Source organism: Roseibium sp. (assembly GCF_965232425.1).
Taxonomy (GTDB): Bacteria; Pseudomonadota; Alphaproteobacteria; order Rhizobiales; family Stappiaceae; genus Roseibium.
In genome coordinates this window covers 4705750-4723076 of record NZ_OZ246971.1, presented here as the reverse complement: position 1 = coordinate 4723076, position 17327 = coordinate 4705750, and the positions used below count along the sequence as shown (strand labels likewise).

Below are 17327 nucleotides of genomic sequence, written 5' to 3'. Positions count from 1 at the left end.
TTAAGAAAATCTTCATATTAAGATAAACTTAAAAAATGTACTTCATGTGACTGACTTCAAAAGCTTTTACGGTATGGAAACGTCACTTCCTGGCAACAGATTTACCGTCAGCAAAAGTAGAAGAATATTAATCTGAACATGTAATACTCTGCGGCAGTGGGGAGGCCGCCCGTCGGCCGCAATTTGTGTGGACGTTCCGTGATACGCGATCAGCTTGAACAACTTGCAAGACTCAAAGAACCGGAAGCGCGGTCAAAACTGATCCGGACGCTTGTCGGCGAGTATGCGCGTTCGGAAGAGCATGAGCCGACGCCCGTCGAACGGGAGCTTTTTTCCAGAATTGTGCTTTCGGTCTTTGATCAGCTCGATCGCGAAGCGCGCTATGAACTCGTGGTACGCCTGGCTAAGACTGATCGCATCATCTCCGACCTTGCCGATCGTCTGACCCAGGAAGACTACGATCTGTCCGAACCCGTGATCGAATGCTCGCCGGTCATAAGCCAGACCGCGCTGATGAACCTGTCGAAGGCAGGCAGCAACGACAAACGGCTGTCCGTTGCCCGCCGCCCGGATCTCAGCGAGGAAATGAGCGACACGCTGATTGCCCGCAGCAGCCGCAATGTCGTTCACGTTCTTCTCGACAACGTGGAAGTTCCGTTTTCCGTGAAGGGTATGCTGGCGCTGCTGATCTTCGCCAACACGGAGATCGAAGTGCTCGCGGGCATGGCCAAGCGGGCGATCAAGGACGAAGAGTTCCTGGAGACGCTCAAACTCGTCCTGGAAACAGAATGCCCGCTGATCCCTCCTCCTCTCAAGAAAGCATTGGAGGAAGACGATCTGGAACGCCTTGCCACCTCGATCGGTGACCTTGAACGCGAGGGCGATATCGAGATTGACGGCGTCCGGTATTCACGGCACGAGGCCAGCATCCAGATCGCCAACGGGGAATTGTCGTTTGACGCCATATTGCGCACGCTCTTCGAAGACGAGCGCATTGACGCCGCGATATGGCTGATCGGACGCAAGCTCAATCTGTCTGACGACGTCGTTGCGGAAACGCTCAAGTCGGATGCCGATGGCGCGATTCTGCGCCTGATGCTTCAGACCGGGATCGACGACAAGACCTACAAGGATTTCCTGAAGGCCCGCTGCCGCTGGCTCGACCGGAACACGCGCACGATCCCGGAACTGGTCATGCGCTACAAGGCAGAACTGAAAAAGCCGCACGTGGCAGCCGCACCGCCGTCACCCGCGCTTGGCGCGCTGGGCTGAGCCGGTCCGGCCGTCAGCTTCAACCGGTCTCATTCAAATCAGCGAAAGATGCGTCAGCCCGCCGGATCGCCCGTTGCGGTTCCGGCCGCTGCCTGGTCATCCGATGCCCGGTTGGGCGACATGTACTGGCGCCTGTATTCCTGCAGGAAGGTTTCAAGGGAATCCGTGTCGGCCAGCCGGTTGGCGACTTCCAGGAATTCGACACCCTGCGTTTCGATCGGCCGCGTCACGACCTCGAAGGCGAGCGCCTCCGGACTGTTCGCCATTTTACCGGTGTACTTGGTCTGTAGCCGCTCCAGGCTCAACTGGTCACCGGCCAGCGAATAGGCGATGCCGGCGCGCAGTATGTCGCGTCTTTCCAGTTCGTCGAGCGGAATGTTGTCAGACCAGCGTGACCCGTGCATCGCTTCGAGTTGCTCACCCGCATCGCGCCAGCTTTCCGCCGCCCAGAAGGTATCGGCGCGCAGGCGGTCGACGTCGGATCCACGCATGTTGCGGACCAGTTCGAGCGCAAGGTCCGGACGGCCGTTTTCCGTAAGCGCACGCGCCTCAACGATGTTCCTCTGCCGCTCGAGTGTGGACGGCAGGCTGGCCTGCCTGGAGCGGTTGAGAACCCTCAGCGCCTCGTCGGCTTTCTGATCCATCAGGTAAATCGCTGCAAGATCCGCGGCAATCTGCGCCCTCGCGGCGCCCTTCAGGCGGTTGTCCACCTGATGACGCAACAATTCGGTTGCCTGATCGAGCAGATCGATTTCCACCAGGCGCTTGGCAAGTTGGCGAACCATTTCGTCACCCTGGCGCCCAATGGGTGTCAGCTCGCGAAAGTCGTAATAGAGCGCCAAGGCCTTGACCGGCGACATCTCATCGGCCTTGCCATCCAGGAACAGGGCATTGAAGAGACCGTTCATCTCTTCCTGCAGCAGACGCGTCGTATCCGAATCCGGATCTGCCTGAACCGCCGATTTCATGGCCTCGAAAGCTTCGCGGTACTGGCCGCGCTCGGCAAAGAGCTGGGCCAGGAACCGCAACGTCTTCAGCTCGACCTCGTCGCCGCGCCAGGACGTCGCAAGGCCTGCAAGCCGGTCGATGGTCTCGTTCATGTCCGCTTCACCGTCCCGGTAGCGGATACGCAGTGCCCTGTATTCGGCCTCCGCCGCACGCGGCCGGTCGCTGGAACGGGTCACCAGATCGAACACGGTAAGCGCTTCCTGGGACCGTCCGGACGCATCGGCGACGCGGCCGCGGAGAATGTCGTATCTGGCAGCCTGTCCCGACGTGACTTCGCTCGGCTCGATTTCCGCCAGGACCCCGTTCGCGAGCCCGAAATCATTGACCTCGACGAGCGCCTGCGCGGCGGCGAGTTTGAATTCCGTCTGGATCGCGCTCGGGTAATTGCCGATCACGGCGCGTCCGCGCGGCATGGCGATGCGCGCAGACGTCCAGTTGCCGAGCCTGACATCCACGATTGTCTGCCAGACGGCAGCGTCGGGACTGTTCTTCAGGTCCGGCCTGTTGAGATGGGTGTAGGCCTCCAACGGCCGGTTCGCCATCGTCTCGGCGGCTCCCATCATGAGATTGAAGGACGTGTCCTCGGCCAACGCCGGCTCTTCCTCGAGCGCGAGCTTCATCAGGCCGAGGGCTTCCTGGGCAAACTGGTGCGCCAGATAAAACCTGGAGAGCTCGATCAGTTCCTTGCGTCGCTTGCCTGCAGGCGCACGGGAAAGTTTCCTCTGCAACTCAATCAGTCTCGAACGGTAGGCGCCCGGTCCCTCCGTACTCAGCGACACGAATTCGACATTCGTGTTGTCCGGGTCGACAATCGAGTTCAGCGCGCCCGTACCTCCGCGCAAGTGCCGGTTTGAAAGGGCAAGTCCGCCCTCGCGCTCGATGATCACATCGTCCCCGAGCACCTGCATGTTGATGCCATCGGACCTGGTGACGATCGCGATACCCTGGGCGGAACTCAGCGCTTCCAGATCCACGAATCTCTGGGGCTTCAACAGACCGCGCGGAGGACCGAACCCGGTAACAAGTGAAATCGTGTCGCCGACGAAGGGATCGACGATCTTCCTGATATGTTGCGGATTGCGGTAAAGGACCCGAAGCACCGAGCCCCCATCCCCGCGGACATTGCGCTCAAGCTGCAAGGGTATCGACGGCTCCAGGATCATGTCACCGATGACCAGGGACCAGGCATTGCCGTCGACACCGACGGTTGCCAGAACGGGATCGTTCATGTCCAGCCGGATGATCTGGTAGTCATCGAACTGTTTGACTTCGATCGTATCGGCGATTTCCGCCAATGCGGACGCCATACCGCGCGTGTCGATCGTCGCGTTGGTATCGAAGACCAGCCAGATGCTGTCGTTCCGGCGGAAGACCGAGCTTGAAACAGGCTCTGAAAACGGGAAGACAACCCGGACGGTGTTGCCGATGCGGCGCGCCTCGGCGGAGACAAATTCGCGGATCTCCTGTGCCGCGCTTTCCGGCGGCCGTTCCGGGGAAGGCCGCTCGGGCACATAGTCGCTGCCGCCGTTCGCGCGCCAGACTTCAGGTGCCGAACCCGGACGGTTCGGCAACTGGATCGCCGCCGGCACGCCGCTGCGGCCGAATGTCTGCCCGTTCTGTATCTCGACCGTGTCTGTCTGGTCCGTCCCGGGCACCACCTCCATGGCTGCATCCACCTCGCCGGCGGGCTTGAGAGTCGGGATGCCATTATTCGCCGGCGCCCGCGCATCGGCGGATTGCGGCGTGGGGACCTGCTTGGAGAGATCAAGCATCGGGGCCGGCCGGATCACATCGGCTTCTTCCAGCTCGACATCCGCCAGGGGCAAGGCTCCGGGCGATGCCTGCACGCGCACGATATCGGGCTGCCTGTTGTTCAGAAGACGCGCGCTGGCGGAAACACCGGGGAGGATCGCCGAGGTCACCAAGTCGTCGTCCGCATTTGCCGAAACACTGGCACCGTCTGCGAGCGCGACCGTAGGCTCCGGCGCAGGAAGCGTTTCGACCGCCGAAGCGGTCGATGCCACGTTCGTCTGCAACGAGGCTGCAACTGCCGGATCATCCGGCCGCGGAACGGAGGCGCTCTGTGCCCCGGGTCCGGCAGGTGGACCGGCAGCCTGGGTTTGCGGCTTCAGTCTGGGAACGGACAGGCCGCCCGCGCCGGGATCGGCACCCGCAACCTGCACGCCGGTCGCGGGCTCGTTGCCGGGTAAGGGTGCGAGACCGGGTGCACGCGCTTCCTCGTCCCCCTTCGGCATGTTCGCAAACGGCACCGCAAGATAAGCGGGAGATTCGTCCGCACGCGATTCCTTCAATGTGCCGCCGGAACTCCGTCCGACGGCAACAGGCGGCAATCCGCGCGGATTGTCGACTTCACGGGTATCGCGAAGCCCCGGCGCCGTGATCATGTTCTTGCGGTTCTCGTTGTCCGCGACCGACAGCTCCTTGTTGATCAACGCGTTCGCCGGGTCGTTGACTTCCATGTTCTCCGGCGTCACGTCGATTACGTAGGTCTGTTCCTCGCGGAAGGCCCTGATGTCAACCGACGGCTCCACGCGCATCAGGAATTTCAGCTTTCCCTTGTCGAGAAACGACGTGGCGTCGATGACACCTTGCGGCAGGTGGGCGCGCAAGTGTGAGATATCCAGCTGTGCCGGGTGATTGAACGTGAGCTTGATGATGTCGTTTTCCCGCACGAATGCGGTGTCGAACTTGATCGACCAATCGAAAACGAGGCGCGTGAAGGTCGGATGTTCACCGACATGCAGCTCGACCTCGGGCCCCTCCTGCGCCTTGAGGCGCGCCTGCTCGAGCGCCCTCACCTTGCGCATCGCCGCTTCGGCACGTTTTGCAAGATCGCGCACGACATCATCGGGCAATCCCGGCGGCAGCCCCTGCCAGCTCATCGGAAGAATGTCGACGAAGAGTTTCTCGCCGGCCTCCAGCGTGTTGATCTGGTACTGGTCCTTCAGCGCGAACCGGATCGCGCTCCCGTCCGGATCGCGCCGCGCGATCGTGACATACTCGCCGAGATCCAGCGGAACGTCATCGACCTTGATGTCGACAGGCTCCTCGAACGAAATCCGCAGGACACCGCCCGTGATCAACGCGTCATAAATGGGCAGAAGCGTGCGGTCCTTGAAGGTCAGCACCATGCGCCCGTAGCCCTCTTCCGGGATGACCTGAAGATCGACCGGTTCGAGCGGCTGCTGCGCCCTGGCAGGCTGCTGGGACGACAAGAGCAGCAGGGCGAAACATCCAAGCAACAGCACGACAGACGCCATGACCGCACGTGGACAAATTTTGCCCCCGGTCTCGCGCCACTGTCGGTATGTCAGGATGGATCCCTGCAAACTTTTCATTCCTCGGAAAACGCCAACGCTCTAGGTCAGGTCCCTAGTATTAGTTAAGTGTTCTTAACGCGCCCTTACGCCTACTCCTCAAATCCCGCATTCCCGGCAGATTTTTCGTGAAAGACCATCCGCATCCCGTCAGAGGTATCTGCGGGCGGTGATGTCTCAATTCCCGGTTCGCACCACCTTGTTTTGAGGATCCCCCTGGCCACCTTGCAAACTCCGGCAGAAACCTAGTTTGACGGTATCTTCGGAAGTGTCTCTTGCGCAGGTGCCTGCGCCTGCGCCTGCGGAGCAGCAGTGGCCACCGGGGTGGTGGCCGAACCGCTGCTTGCGATTGCGACCGTGAGACGTTCCGCAGCATCCGGCGACATTTTCGCCAACACATCCGCCATCTTGCGTGGCTTCATCTGACGAACCACTTTCAACAGAATGGGAAGGCTCAGACGATCGAAGATCCTCGCGGCGTCCTTCGGTTTCATCGTCTCGTACATGGTAACCAGGCCCGCGACCTCGTTCATTTCCTGTTGCCGCTTCTTTTCAACAGCTGCTTCAATGCGTTGCTCAAGGACCTTCAACTCGTCGACGCGTTTCTGGATCCGTTCCTCGGTGGCCTGCAGCAGTTTCTCGCGCAGATCGAGTTGACCTTCCTGTTCCTGCAGCGACTCGCGGCGCCTGCCGAGACTTTCCAGAACCGCCCGTTCGGCGGCCGAACCGCCGATCTCGAGATTGTCGGGCAACACGGGCTGATCGGGCAGGCCGGGCTCCGCAGGAGGGGCTGGTGGCGCCGCCATGGTTTCCACGTCGGCGGTCATCGCCTCCCCGCCGGAGGCATCTTCCGTCGGCGTTTCCTGCGCAACTGCGCCGTTGATGGGCAGATTGCCGCTCTCCGGGCCAAACGTGAACCCGAGCAGCTTCAAGGCAAGCAAGGCACTTGCCGATACACCCAACAATGGCAACAGTCTCAAATTCATGCAGCAGCACCATTCCGTCTGCGGAATTGTTCAAGTCTTGCAGTCGCTTCCGCCGCCGCGCTGCGAATGTCCGCCGCTCGGCTCGTGCGCGGGCGCTCTGGCTCGAAGACGGGCGCCGCCGTTGCGGCGGCCTGTGCAGGCTGTGCGACCTGGGGCGGCGGCGCGGTCTGCGCAGGCGGCGCGGCATAAGCCGGCTGCGGCACATGCTCGACAGGCTCCACAGGCGACCTGACAGCATATGCTTCGGCGCGCGGTGCCGGCTCCACATGGGAAGAGGCAGCGCGCGCAGCCTCCGCAATCTGCGAAATTCTGGTAAAGATTTTCTCACCCTCGCCGATCTGTTCCGCCAGGCTGCCGGACATGGTTTCCGCTTGCTTAAGACGGGTTCCGAGAACCTTGTCCGCTTCTGCCGCGGTGGTTTTCAGGCCGAGGATCGCGCGTTCGGCTATTTCGGTCGCGGTCATGAGTTCGGAAATGGTAGCCCTGAGGACTTCTTCATCGGCTCTGAGGCGCTGCAGGCGCCGGTTCAGCATCCAGCAGTAGCCGATCGTGATCAGCAGCAGCACCGCGACCAAGCCTTCAATGATCATTCCGATTGGCAAAGTGCTCATGGCTGCTCCATTTCGTTTTGCATGGCGCGCTCGAAAGCGGCCAGGGTCATCTTCGGCTTGCGCAAGTTCTTTGCGACCCGGATGGCGATGGAATCCTCCACCTTGCCGAGCGTGCCCTCCGTCAGCGGGACATTGCCGCACTTGATCGTGACCGGATCGGCCGGGTCCACGTCGAAAACCAGCGTCTGACCGATGTCCAGGCTGAGTACGCGGCTGAGCGGCAGGTGGGTCTCGTAGAGAACCGCATCGACTTCGACCTCGGCGGCGTGAATCTCGCTGGCCAGGTGCCCTTCCCAGATCGGATCACGGCCGAACTTTTCCCCCATGAACATCTGAAGCAGCAGATCGCGGATCGGCTCCAGCGTCGCGTAGGGCATCATGATCTCGACCGAACCGCCGCGGTCTTCCATGTCGATGCGCAGTTCAACGAGGATCGCCGCGTTCGCCGGCCGTGAAATCGCGGCAAACCGCGGATTGGTTTCCAGGCGTTCCAGGTTGAAGTGAACCGGTGACAGCGGCGCAAAGGCCTGTTCGGCGTCTTGCAGGATCAGCGCGACCATCTGCTGCACAAGTCCGGTTTCGATCGTGGTGTAGGGACGGCCTTCCACGCGCACCGCGGATGTGCCGCGGCCGCCGCCGAGCAGCACGTCGATGATCGAGTAGATCAGGCTGGACTCGACAGTGATCAGGCCGAACCCATCCCATTCTTCCGCCTTGAAGACGCCGAGAATGGCCGGCAATGGAATCGAATTCAGGTAGTCGCCGAAACGCACCGAACTGATGGAGTCCAGCGAGACTTCAACGTTGTCGGAGGTAAAATTGCGTAAGGACGTCGTGGTAAGCCGGACAAGCCGGTCGAACACGATCTCAAGCATCGGCAATCGCTCGTAGGAGACCATTGCCGAGTTGATGAGTGCCCGGATCCCGCTCTGGTCACCGGCAATCGTGTCCTCGATGTTGAAGCCGAGGAGGTTGTCGATTTCTTCCTGGTTGAGAACACGGTCTGCCCCGCGCGTGGCATTTTCCAGATCCGGCTCGCTGTCATCGATCATCGCCGCCCACTGGGCGGCCATGTCGTCCGAGCTGCCTGCACCCTGTTCTTCTAGCGCCGCCCCCCAGGCTGCGGCCAGGTCATCATCATCATCGCCGCCGGCGCCCTGCTCTGCCAGAGCCGCACCCCACGCATCGGCCATGTCCTCTTCGGACAGATCGTCATCGTCGCTGTCAGCCATTCAATGTGTCACTGAACAAGGATTTCCTTGAACAGAACCCCTTCTACTCTTGCCGGATAGACCGACAGATTGATCCGTCTGAGCAATTCTTCCTTCAAACGGAACAGACCGGCAGACCCTTCCAGGTCCGCGGGGCGCAACTCACGCAGATAAATTTGAAATGCATCCAGAATACGCGGAAGGAACGGCTGGATCTGATCGATCATGGCGCGGTTTTCGACTTCCAGGGCGATACGCACCTTCAGGTAGGTTGTCCGGCCTTCCGTCGCCAGGTTCACGGTCATTTCCGGCAGATCGAAGAATACCACCGGCTTTTGAACCTCGACCGGTTCGTCCATTTCGCCCGGCACCACCATGGGAGCCTCGGACCCCATCAGGAAGTAGTAGGCACCGCCGCCTGCGGCGAGCAGGACCACAAGCCCGGCACCGCCGAACAAGAGCAGCTTTTTCTTCTTCCCACCTGCTGCGCCGGCACCGCCTTCTTCTTCGACGTCGTCGGCGGCCGCGGTTTCGTCAGCCATTTCGCACTCCGCATAATTCAGCGCTCGCGCGCGGTATTTATTACTAAAGAGTTAATGGTTAACGAATGGTTACCAGCCATTAACGCGAGTCACCGGGCAAATATTGCCAGGTGGTTAACTTCTGCCGGAATCTCTTGCCGTGCGCACCCTCGCCGTTTCGCTTTTACCCAGATTTCCCAAGGATTTAAAAACTGGCACGCGGCATGCATTAACGTTAACGAGCCCGCCGGTCTGGGGAGACAAGCTGGCTCTTCGGGGAGCAAAAGGAGCCGTTCACATGGAGAACGCACTACTCATTGGCCTGTCGCGCCAGACCGCGCTGCGGAATCAGCTTGATGTGGTCGCCAACAACATGGCGAACATCAATACGTCGGGCTTCAAGGCGCAAAACCTGCTGTTTGAGGAATACATGATGCCGGTTGCCGAGGCGACCGAGTTTCAGACACCGGACGAAACACTGTCCTACGTTCTCGACTACGAGACACACACGGACTTTACCAACGGCAGCTTCCGGGCAACCGGCAACGAATATGACCTGGCACTCGAGGGTGACGGGTTCTTTGTCGTACAGCTTGCCGACGGCACAGAGGCCTATACGCGCAACGGCGCCTTTCATCTGAACACGGACGGCCAGCTCATGTCCTCCGAGGGTTGGCCGGTGCTGACATCCGCAGGTCCGATCAACTTCACCGCAGAGGACGGCATTGTCGAGATTTCCCAGGACGGCACGATCGCAACCGAACTCGGTACACGCGGCCAGATCCGTGTCGTCTACTTCGAAAGACCACAGGATCTGGAGAAGCGGGGCGAGACGACATTCTTGGGTGAAGACCCGCTGATCCCCGAAGAGACCCGGATTGTGCAAGGGGCGCTGGAACAGTCGAATGTCGATGGCGTCTTTGAGGTCACGCGCCTCATCGAGATCACCAGATCCTACGAATCCGTGTCGAAAATGCTGAAGGACGCCGACGAACTGCGTCAGCAGGCAATCTCGACACTCGGCAAAATTCAGGCCTGACGGCACTAGGGAGCACAGAAGATGAAAGCACTCCAGATAGCCGCAACCGGCATGAAGGCACAGGAACAGAACGTCGAGGTCATCTCGAACAACGTGGCCAACATGCGCACCACGGGCTTCAAGAAGCAAAGAGCGGATTTTCAGGATCTGCTCTATCAGAACCTACGCAGGATGGGCACGGAGACCTCGGACGCCGGCACGATCGTACCGACCGGCGTCCAGATCGGTTCGGGCGTCAAGCTTGCATCCACGGCCCGTATCATGTCGCAGGGGTCACTCGAGCAGACGGATGACTCGCTCGACATCGCGATCAGGGGAGAAGGTTTTTTCCAGATCGACCTGCCCGACGGGACGACCGGTTACACACGGGACGGTTCCTTCGAACGGGATGCGGACGGACAGCTGGTGACCGTCGATGGTTATACAGTCAATCCCGGCATTTCCATTCCCGAGAACATTCAGGACCTGACCATATCGAATGACGGCTCCGTCCAGGGTGTCGACAACACGGGCACGACGCAGCAACTCGGCCAGATCCAGCTTGCACGCTTTGTCAACAAGGCCGGACTTGAGGCAATCGGAGACAACCTATTCCTGGAAACGGACGCCAGTGGTGCCGCCGAAACCGGCAACCCGAGCGACAACGGCTTCGGCAGCCTGCAGCAGTACTTCCTGGAGATGTCCAACGTGGACGCGGTGACGGAAATCTCCGACCTGATCGCTGCCCAGCGCGCCTACGAGATGAACTCCCAGATCATCCAGGCTGCGGACGAAATGTACTCGACCACCACGAACCTTCGCTAACCCGGGATGGCTAAGATGATGAAACAGCTTCGCAAAGCCGCATGGGCCTTCCTGCTGACGGGTTTCGCCTGCAGTTCGGCGTTCGCCGGCGACCCGCCGGTCCTGCGGTCACAGGTCATGACGCTTTCGGAAATCGTCACGGTCGGCGACTTCTACTCCAACGCGGGTGCGCATGCCGGTAAACCGCTCTTCAGATCCCCCGATATGGGCACGTCCGGTGACGTCGCGGCGAACCTGGTTGCCGAACGCGCGCGTGCGGCAGGTCTGGCTACCGCCGGAACGGACGGATTGCGCACGGTCACGGTCCACCGGGGAGCAACCAAGATCAACAAGGAGCAACTGGCCGGTCTCGTGAAGAACGCCCTGGCTCAGCGCAATGCTGCAATTGATCAAGCCAGCCTCGAGGTGAAACTGTTGCATGCGCCGTCCCGGATCCTCGCCGACCCGAAAGTCGCCGATCCCGTCCGCTTCGAAAGCATTGAATGGGCGGAAACCAGCGGCAGGTTCATCATCCAGGCAAGCGTGTCCGTCGAGCACGGCACGGAGCAGCTTACCCTTTCCGGGATCGCGCAGGAAATGGTCGATGTGATGGTTCTTGCCCAGCCCTTGCGCCGGGGGGATCTTCTCAAGGAAGAAGACCTGACCAACATCAGGATGGTGCGCTCCAGCGTTCCCGCCGGTGCCGTCCTGTCGCCGGAAGAAATTGTCGGCAAGGAAGCCAGAACGAACATCAGGGCGAACACCCCTCTTTCCCGCAGAACCTTTCAACACCCGGTCCTTGTCGGCCGCGGCGACAAGGTAACCGTCACCTTCAACATGCCGGGCCTGAAGCTGACGTCTCGGGCAAAGGCGCTCGACGACGGTGCCAAGGGTGACGTCATCGACGTGATGAACCTCCAGTCCCGCCGCATCGTGCCGGCGATCGTAACCTCACGCGGCCAGGTGCGCGTTCAAACCGCCAATCCTGTTGTTGCAAGCCTGAACAGCGAGACCAACTGATGCTGACTTCACGACACAGACACCTGATGGCAAGCATCGCTCTGGCTGCGCTTCTTGCAGGTTGCGGCACGGCGGACCAGCTTGCGCAGGTCGGCCAGCAACCAACCCTCAACGCGATCCAGGACCCGACCACCACCCCCGGCTATCGCCCGGTTCAGATGCCGATGCCGGAACCCCAGCAGGTGCACTACAATCCCAATTCGCTCTGGCAGTCAGGCAGCCGCGCCTTCTTCAAGGACCAGCGCGCAAGCCAGGTCGGCGACATTCTGACCGTCGTGGTCACCATCGACGATGAAGCCGAGATCGAAAACACCACGGAACGCAACCGCACCGAATCGAGCGGCGCCGGTGTGGGCGGTGCGCTCGGTACGGCAATCGACACGATCTTCCTGCCTGCCGGCACTGCCGCGAGCGATCTTGCCAATGTCGGCAGCAATTCCAGCTTCCAGGGCGCCGGCAGCGTCGATCGCGAGGAAACGCTGCAGACGCAGATCGCCGCGGTCGTCACCCAGGTGCTGCCCAACGGCAATCTCGTGATCGAGGGCAGACAGGAGGTCCGCGTGAATTTCGAGGTTCGCGAACTCATCGTCGCCGGCATCGTGAGACCGGAAGACATCACCGCCAACAACCGCATCGCCAGCGAACAGATCGCCGAAGCGCGGATCGGCTACGGTGGCCGAGGCCAGATCACGACCGTCCAGCAGCCGCGCGTCGGCAACCAGGTCCTGGATATCCTGTTGCCGTTCTAGGCAATCCCCGACCGGTATCAGTCCCCCGGCCAGCCCTGGACAAAGTGTTCTAGAAACTTCGACCAGGGCGGCTGACGACGGGCACGGCATCTCGCTCCCCGAGTGCCGTGCCCGTTCTCGTTTTTCGTTCAAATCCGCATTTCTGATATGACGCAGCGTCATTTTTCAATAGAATAAATTCGGGTACGGACCCATAAATGAGACTGAAATGGCATGCGAAATGGCAAGATCCCGTCAGGAAGGGTGTGCGGAGCGGGCTTCATGCCCGGTCAAGCACTCTGACGCCACGGGGTAAAGCCATTTCCATGTCCTTCGGATTTGACCGGATTGCGCCTCCCCGGTGTCGCGGAAGGCTTGAAAATGAACCACATTTCCTGCGCTTCCGCTCCTTGAGGAGACGCAATCCGCCTCAAACCATTTCGGCCTCATTTATGAGCCCGTACCCCAGATCGATTCAGGTAACCGGAGGCACCATGCGCCCGCTTTTCTTGACTGTCGTTTGCTTTTTGTTTTTGTCGACCGCACCTGCCCTCGCCGCGACATGCGGCAACGGGCCGAACGGGTTCGAGGCCTGGAAACAGGACTTCATTGCCAATTCCAAGCGCTACGGATTGAAGCAAAGAACCGTCAATTCCGCCTTGCAGAACGTGAAATACAATTCCAAGGTCATCCGTCTGGACCGGAACCAGAAGTCATTCAAGCTCAGCTTCCAGCAGTTTTACGCAAAGCGTGTCAACAACGCGATGATCCGCCGCGGACAGAAACTCGGCAAGACCTACGCCCGCCTGTTCAACCGGATCGAAAAGAAATACGGCGTCCCTGCCCCGGTGATCCTGGCCATCTGGGGCCTGGAAACCAACTATGGCGGCTATCTCGGCAACATGCCTGTCCTGCAGTCCCTGGCAACGCTTGCCTATGATTGCCGGCGCTCGAAGTTCTTCACCAACGAACTGGTCAACGCCCTCAAGATCGTCCAGAGGCGCGACATGACACCCGGAGAAATGCGCGGTGCATGGGCGGGCGAGATCGGACAAACACAGTTTCTCGCCTCTTCCTACATGAAATACGCCGTCGACTATGACCGCGACGGCCGCAGGGACCTGATCCGTTCGGTGCCCGATGTCCTCGCCTCGACAGCAAACTATCTGCAGAAAAAGGGATGGCGGCGCGGCCAGCCCTGGGGGCCCGGCACGGCGAACTACCGCGTCATCAGGGAATGGAACAAGGCAAGCGTCTACGTCCAGACCATTTCGGTCATGGCGGACAAGATCGCCAACTGATCGCAGCACAGGAAAAAGGCCTCCCCGTTTCCGGGAAGGCCTCGAAGGTGTTCAAGCCAACCGCGTCGGGCTGACCCGCCGTTTCTGGAAATCAGTCGTCGCGATAGACTTTCTCGCGTCGCTCGTGCGCCTCTTGCGCTTCGATCGACAAGGTTGCGATCGGTCTGGCTTCGAGGCGCCGCAGGGAAATCGGCTCGCCGGTTTCCTCGCAGTAACCGTAACTCCCGTCCGCGATGCGTTCCAGGGCGTCATCGATCTTTGAAATCAGTTTGCGCTGCCGGTCCCGAGCACGCAGCTCGATCGAGCGATCTGTTTCAGAGGATGCCCTGTCGGCAAAGTCGGGATGGTTCTGGCTTTCTTCCTGAAGGTTCGTAAGCGTTTCCTTGCTTTCCTTCAGAATCTCATCTTTCCATGCAAGCAGCTTGTCTCGAAAATACTCGCGCTGCCTGTCGTTCATAAACGGCTCGTGTTCAGAGGGACGATAGTCAGACTCAATTTCAACCGTCATCGATAGCTCCGGATTACCGTTAGGCCGCGCGCAATATATAGCCGGTTCCATCAGGCGACAACGGTTCATTTCTGAAAAATATCATTAAAAAAATGTCATAACTTTCAATTTGTTGTGCGCAAAACCGCGAGTTTGACAGTAAATTAATGCCAAGTTTTTCCATCACCTGTCCGTGAAACGGCCAAGCTTTGCGAGCTCGACTTTCACGCGCAATTCGATCTCTTCAAGCACGGAATCGATCCGCTCGTCCCCGCTGGATTTGCGATCTGCAACCTGCGCCGCAAGGACCTCCAGACGCGCCTCTGAGACAACCCCGGCGAGCAGGTCGGCACGCACGGCCTCGAGCGAATCGAGCATGGAATGCCCGTGTCTGGCCGCTTTTGAGCGGCGTTCCGCGCGTTCATCGACTTCCTGGAGCGCCAGCAAAGCGTCCATGCCCTGGATCGCGTTGCCGCCCGCAATCTGCGTTGACTGGGTGACTTCACTGCCCGCGTCGGGCTTGAATTCGTGAGCCCCGGACGGAGACTTCTTTCGTGCCCCCTTGCCCTGGACGCCTGTGACGGGTTTGTTGCCTGTGATGCGCATGACGATCGTTCAGCCTGGTTGGATCTCGTCTCGGCCGAAAATGCTCCGGATCTCTCGTGTCGCCTGTCGAAACTTTGCTGAAGGGTAAATGAGTCCTTGCACAGGAGGCAATATTTGCCGACCCGGAAAAAGGTTTCATTAACCAGTTTCATCACGAGTTGCGCGAAACAGCGGGCTCGCATGCGATTTTCCTACAGAAAACCGGGACTTGCGCCAGACTGCCCGTGTCCGGGCAAAGATGGCACACCTTTCGCATGAGAGAGCGCAACATAGGCAGGCCGGCAATGAGACCGGAAAAACTGGACCGGGAACAGTAATGCGACACTTGCGCAGGGAAATTTCAGCACGGATGGCGAAGATGCTGCAGCTTGCGGGTCTTTTGACGGTCATGGCCGCCGTAGGCCTGACCTCCGCGCAGGCAGCGTCACGGATCAAGGACATCGCGGACTTCGAAGGCATTCGCGAGAACCAGCTGATCGGCTACGGCCTCGTTGTCGGATTGAACGGAACCGGCGATTCCCTCAACAACACGCCATTCACCCAGCAAAGTCTGCAGGCCATGTTGGAGCGTCTGGGCGTCAACACGCGCAACATCGCACTGAACACGAACACCGTCGCCGCGGTGATGGTCACGGCGAACCTGCCCCCGTTTGCAACACAAGGCACGCGGATCGACGTCAATGTCAGCGCACTCGGCGATGCGGACTCGCTTCAGGGCGGTACGCTGCTCGTCACGCCCCTCGTCGGCGCCGATGGCGAGGTCTACTCCATCGCGCAGGGCTCCGTGGCGATCGGCGGGTTCTCGGCGCAGGCGGACGCGGCTTCCGTCGTGCGCGGCGTACCGACCGCCGGAAGGATTGCCAATGGCGGTCTCGTCGAGCGGGAACTGGAGTTCAAGCTTGCCTCCCTCACGTCCCTGCGCCTCGCGCTGCGCAACCCTGATCTGACGACGGCACGCCGTGTCGCGCTGTCCATCAACGAACTGATCGGCATGCCGACAGCTGAACCGCTCGATCCGGGAACGGTCCGCCTTGATCTGCCCATGAACTATGACGGCAACATCGTCGACCTGCTCACGGATATCGAGCAGCTCATCGTCGAGCCGGATCTTGCCGCCAGGATCGTCATTGACGAAAACTCCGGCATCATCGTCATGGGTCAGGATGTGAAGGTATCGATGGTTGCCGTCGCGCAGGGCAATCTCACGGTAACGATCGCGGAATCGCCGCAGGTCTCACAGCCCCTGCCCTTCGCCGAAAACGGCCAGACGGTGGTCGTCCCCCGCTCCGAAGTTGGCGTGGACGAGGAAGGTACCAAACTGGCGATCGTTCCGGAAACCATCACGCTGAAGCAGCTCGTCGATGGCCTGAATGCTCTCGGCATCGGTCCGCGCGACATGATTTCCATCCTTCAGGCGATCAAGGCCGCGGGTGCGCTCCAGGCCGAAATCGAGGTACTGTGATGCTGGAAACAACGGCAGCCTACACCAATCGGCCCGATCCGCTGGCGGCAATCCAGGGCGTCGATACGAAGAACAAGACCGCCGTTCGCGAAGCAGCCGAGGAGTTCGAAGCGGTTTTCCTGAACACGATGCTGCAGAACATGTTCACGGGACTCAACGAAGGGGGCACCTGGGGCGGCGGAACCGGTTCCGACGCCTGGCAGGATCTCCTGATAGACGAATATGCGCGCTCGATTTCCAAGTCCGGCGGGATCGGTCTGGCCGACAGCGTCGAACGCGAATTGCTGAATCTGCAGGAGGGGGCACTATGACTGCACAGCCGAATGCCAACACGTTTCCGTTTTCCCTGGACAGACCCGCGAGCAAGCAGGAGGCGGACAATTTCTGCTCGGCCCTTTCCGGGACCATGGAGGCTCTGCTGTCCGTGATCGAAATGGAAACGGACCTCGTCCGGGCCGGCAAGCTCAAGGAAGCCGGTGAACTTCAGCCTGACAAGGCACGGCTCATTCACGAATATACCCGCGGCATGATGGCTGCGAAGGAACATGCGGTCGCGCTCGGCAATCTGTCGTCGGCTGCAACACAGGCCCTGCGTCGCCAGCACAGCGAGTTCCAGCCTGTCCTGCGGATAAACCTTGCTGTCCTGTCAACCGCTCGCGATGTCGCCAACAACCTGGTTTCCACCGTTGCGAAGGCGGCTGGTGCAAAAAATGCTTCTGCGCCAACCACTTATGGGCGCGACGGCGCGGCCCCGTCCGGGCCGCAATCGGCCCGCGGGATCGCGGTCAATCAGGCACTTTGATCAAGAGATCCAGCAAGCCTTGCATCGAAAGGCCTCCCAGCCCGGGAGGCTTTTTTGTTTCCGCACCGCAAGCGGAGACCGGTCACACGAATCAAAACCGCGATTCGAAAACCGGCAATCCGGCAATTCCTAATCATTTCGTTAACAGAAGA

16 protein-coding genes are annotated in these 17327 nt (G+C 60.2%); 9 read left to right on the top strand and 7 right to left on the bottom strand.

Going from position 1 to position 17327, the window contains the following annotated elements; genetic code table 11:
- Positions 1-198: 198 nt before the first annotated feature.
- On the top strand, positions 199-1272 hold the full coding sequence (locus tag ACO08A_RS21450; protein ID WP_422037941.1) for a DUF2336 domain-containing protein: 1074 nt from the start codon (positions 199-201) through the stop codon (positions 1270-1272).
- Between the two features lie 53 nt (positions 1273-1325).
- Here ACO08A_RS21450 and ACO08A_RS21445 read toward each other — a convergent pair whose 3' ends face one another.
- The 5 genes from ACO08A_RS21445 to ACO08A_RS21425 form a co-directional block, all read right to left on the bottom strand.
- On the bottom strand, positions 1326-5561 hold the full coding sequence (locus ACO08A_RS21445) for a hypothetical protein (protein WP_422037940.1): 4236 nt from the start codon (positions 5559-5561) through the stop codon (positions 1326-1328).
- 302 nt (positions 5562-5863) lie between these two features.
- Positions 5864-6604 carry a MotE family protein gene (locus tag ACO08A_RS21440; RefSeq protein WP_422037939.1) on the bottom strand — a complete coding sequence of 247 codons (741 nt, stop codon included), beginning with the start codon at positions 6602-6604 and terminating at the stop codon, positions 5864-5866.
- Complete coding sequence (locus ACO08A_RS21435; RefSeq protein ID WP_422037938.1) at positions 6601-7215, bottom strand: DUF6468 domain-containing protein; 615 nt, start codon at positions 7213-7215, stop codon at positions 6601-6603. Before ACO08A_RS21435 ends, ACO08A_RS21440 begins: the two co-directional genes overlap by 4 nt.
- Positions 7212-8408, bottom strand: coding sequence for a flagellar motor switch protein FliM (gene fliM / locus ACO08A_RS21430; RefSeq protein ID WP_319387686.1), 1197 nt, complete (start codon positions 8406-8408; stop codon positions 7212-7214). Before fliM ends, ACO08A_RS21435 begins: the two co-directional genes overlap by 4 nt.
- 47 nt (positions 8409-8455) lie before the next feature.
- Positions 8456-8968 carry a flagellar basal body-associated FliL family protein gene (locus ACO08A_RS21425; RefSeq protein ID WP_421983787.1) on the bottom strand — a complete coding sequence of 171 codons (513 nt, stop codon included), beginning with the start codon at positions 8966-8968 and terminating at the stop codon, positions 8456-8458.
- A 277-nt stretch (positions 8969-9245) separates the two neighbouring features.
- On the opposite strand from ACO08A_RS21425, the gene flgF reads away from it, so the two are divergent.
- From flgF to ACO08A_RS21400, 5 genes are all read left to right on the top strand, one after another.
- Positions 9246-9986, top strand: coding sequence for a flagellar basal-body rod protein FlgF (gene flgF / locus ACO08A_RS21420; protein WP_422037937.1), 741 nt, complete (start codon positions 9246-9248; stop codon positions 9984-9986).
- A gap of 21 nt (positions 9987-10007) precedes the next feature.
- Positions 10008-10790 carry a flagellar basal-body rod protein FlgG gene (gene flgG / locus ACO08A_RS21415; protein ID WP_422037936.1) on the top strand — a complete coding sequence of 261 codons (783 nt, stop codon included), beginning with the start codon at positions 10008-10010 and terminating at the stop codon, positions 10788-10790.
- A gap of 15 nt (positions 10791-10805) precedes the next feature.
- Positions 10806-11789 carry a flagellar basal body P-ring formation chaperone FlgA gene (flgA, locus tag ACO08A_RS21410; RefSeq protein ID WP_422037935.1) on the top strand — a complete coding sequence of 328 codons (984 nt, stop codon included), beginning with the start codon at positions 10806-10808 and terminating at the stop codon, positions 11787-11789.
- Complete coding sequence (flgH, locus tag ACO08A_RS21405; RefSeq protein ID WP_319382857.1) at positions 11789-12538, top strand: flagellar basal body L-ring protein FlgH; 750 nt, start codon at positions 11789-11791, stop codon at positions 12536-12538. The genes flgA and flgH overlap by 1 nt, the downstream gene beginning before the upstream one ends.
- A 473-nt stretch (positions 12539-13011) precedes the next feature.
- On the top strand, positions 13012-13818 hold the full coding sequence (locus tag ACO08A_RS21400) for a lytic murein transglycosylase (protein WP_422037934.1): 807 nt from the start codon (positions 13012-13014) through the stop codon (positions 13816-13818).
- Positions 13819-13909: 91 nt separating this feature from the next.
- Here ACO08A_RS21400 and dksA read toward each other — a convergent pair whose 3' ends face one another.
- Both dksA and ACO08A_RS21390 read right to left on the bottom strand, forming a co-directional pair.
- On the bottom strand, positions 13910-14326 hold the full coding sequence (dksA, locus tag ACO08A_RS21395) for an RNA polymerase-binding protein DksA (RefSeq protein WP_306146208.1): 417 nt from the start codon (positions 14324-14326) through the stop codon (positions 13910-13912).
- A gap of 162 nt (positions 14327-14488) precedes the next feature.
- The gene (locus ACO08A_RS21390) at positions 14489-14911 is read right to left on the bottom strand and encodes a flagellar assembly protein FliX (RefSeq protein ID WP_421983792.1); all 423 of its coding nucleotides are present in this window, start codon (positions 14909-14911) and stop codon (positions 14489-14491) included.
- A gap of 358 nt (positions 14912-15269) precedes the next feature.
- Between ACO08A_RS21390 and ACO08A_RS21385 the strand changes: the two genes are divergently transcribed.
- Genes ACO08A_RS21385 through ACO08A_RS21375 form a run of 3 tightly spaced genes read left to right on the top strand, consistent with a single transcriptional unit; the run spans position 15270 to position 17175 of the window.
- Positions 15270-16373 carry a flagellar basal body P-ring protein FlgI gene (locus ACO08A_RS21385; RefSeq protein WP_422041791.1) on the top strand — a complete coding sequence of 368 codons (1104 nt, stop codon included), beginning with the start codon at positions 15270-15272 and terminating at the stop codon, positions 16371-16373.
- Positions 16373-16684, top strand: coding sequence for a rod-binding protein (locus ACO08A_RS21380; RefSeq protein WP_421983793.1), 312 nt, complete (start codon positions 16373-16375; stop codon positions 16682-16684). Before ACO08A_RS21385 ends, ACO08A_RS21380 begins: the two co-directional genes overlap by 1 nt.
- The gene (locus ACO08A_RS21375) at positions 16681-17175 is read left to right on the top strand and encodes a flagellar protein FlgN (protein WP_421983794.1); all 495 of its coding nucleotides are present in this window, start codon (positions 16681-16683) and stop codon (positions 17173-17175) included. The genes ACO08A_RS21380 and ACO08A_RS21375 overlap by 4 nt, the downstream gene beginning before the upstream one ends.
- The last annotated feature ends 152 nt before the right edge of the window (positions 17176-17327 follow it).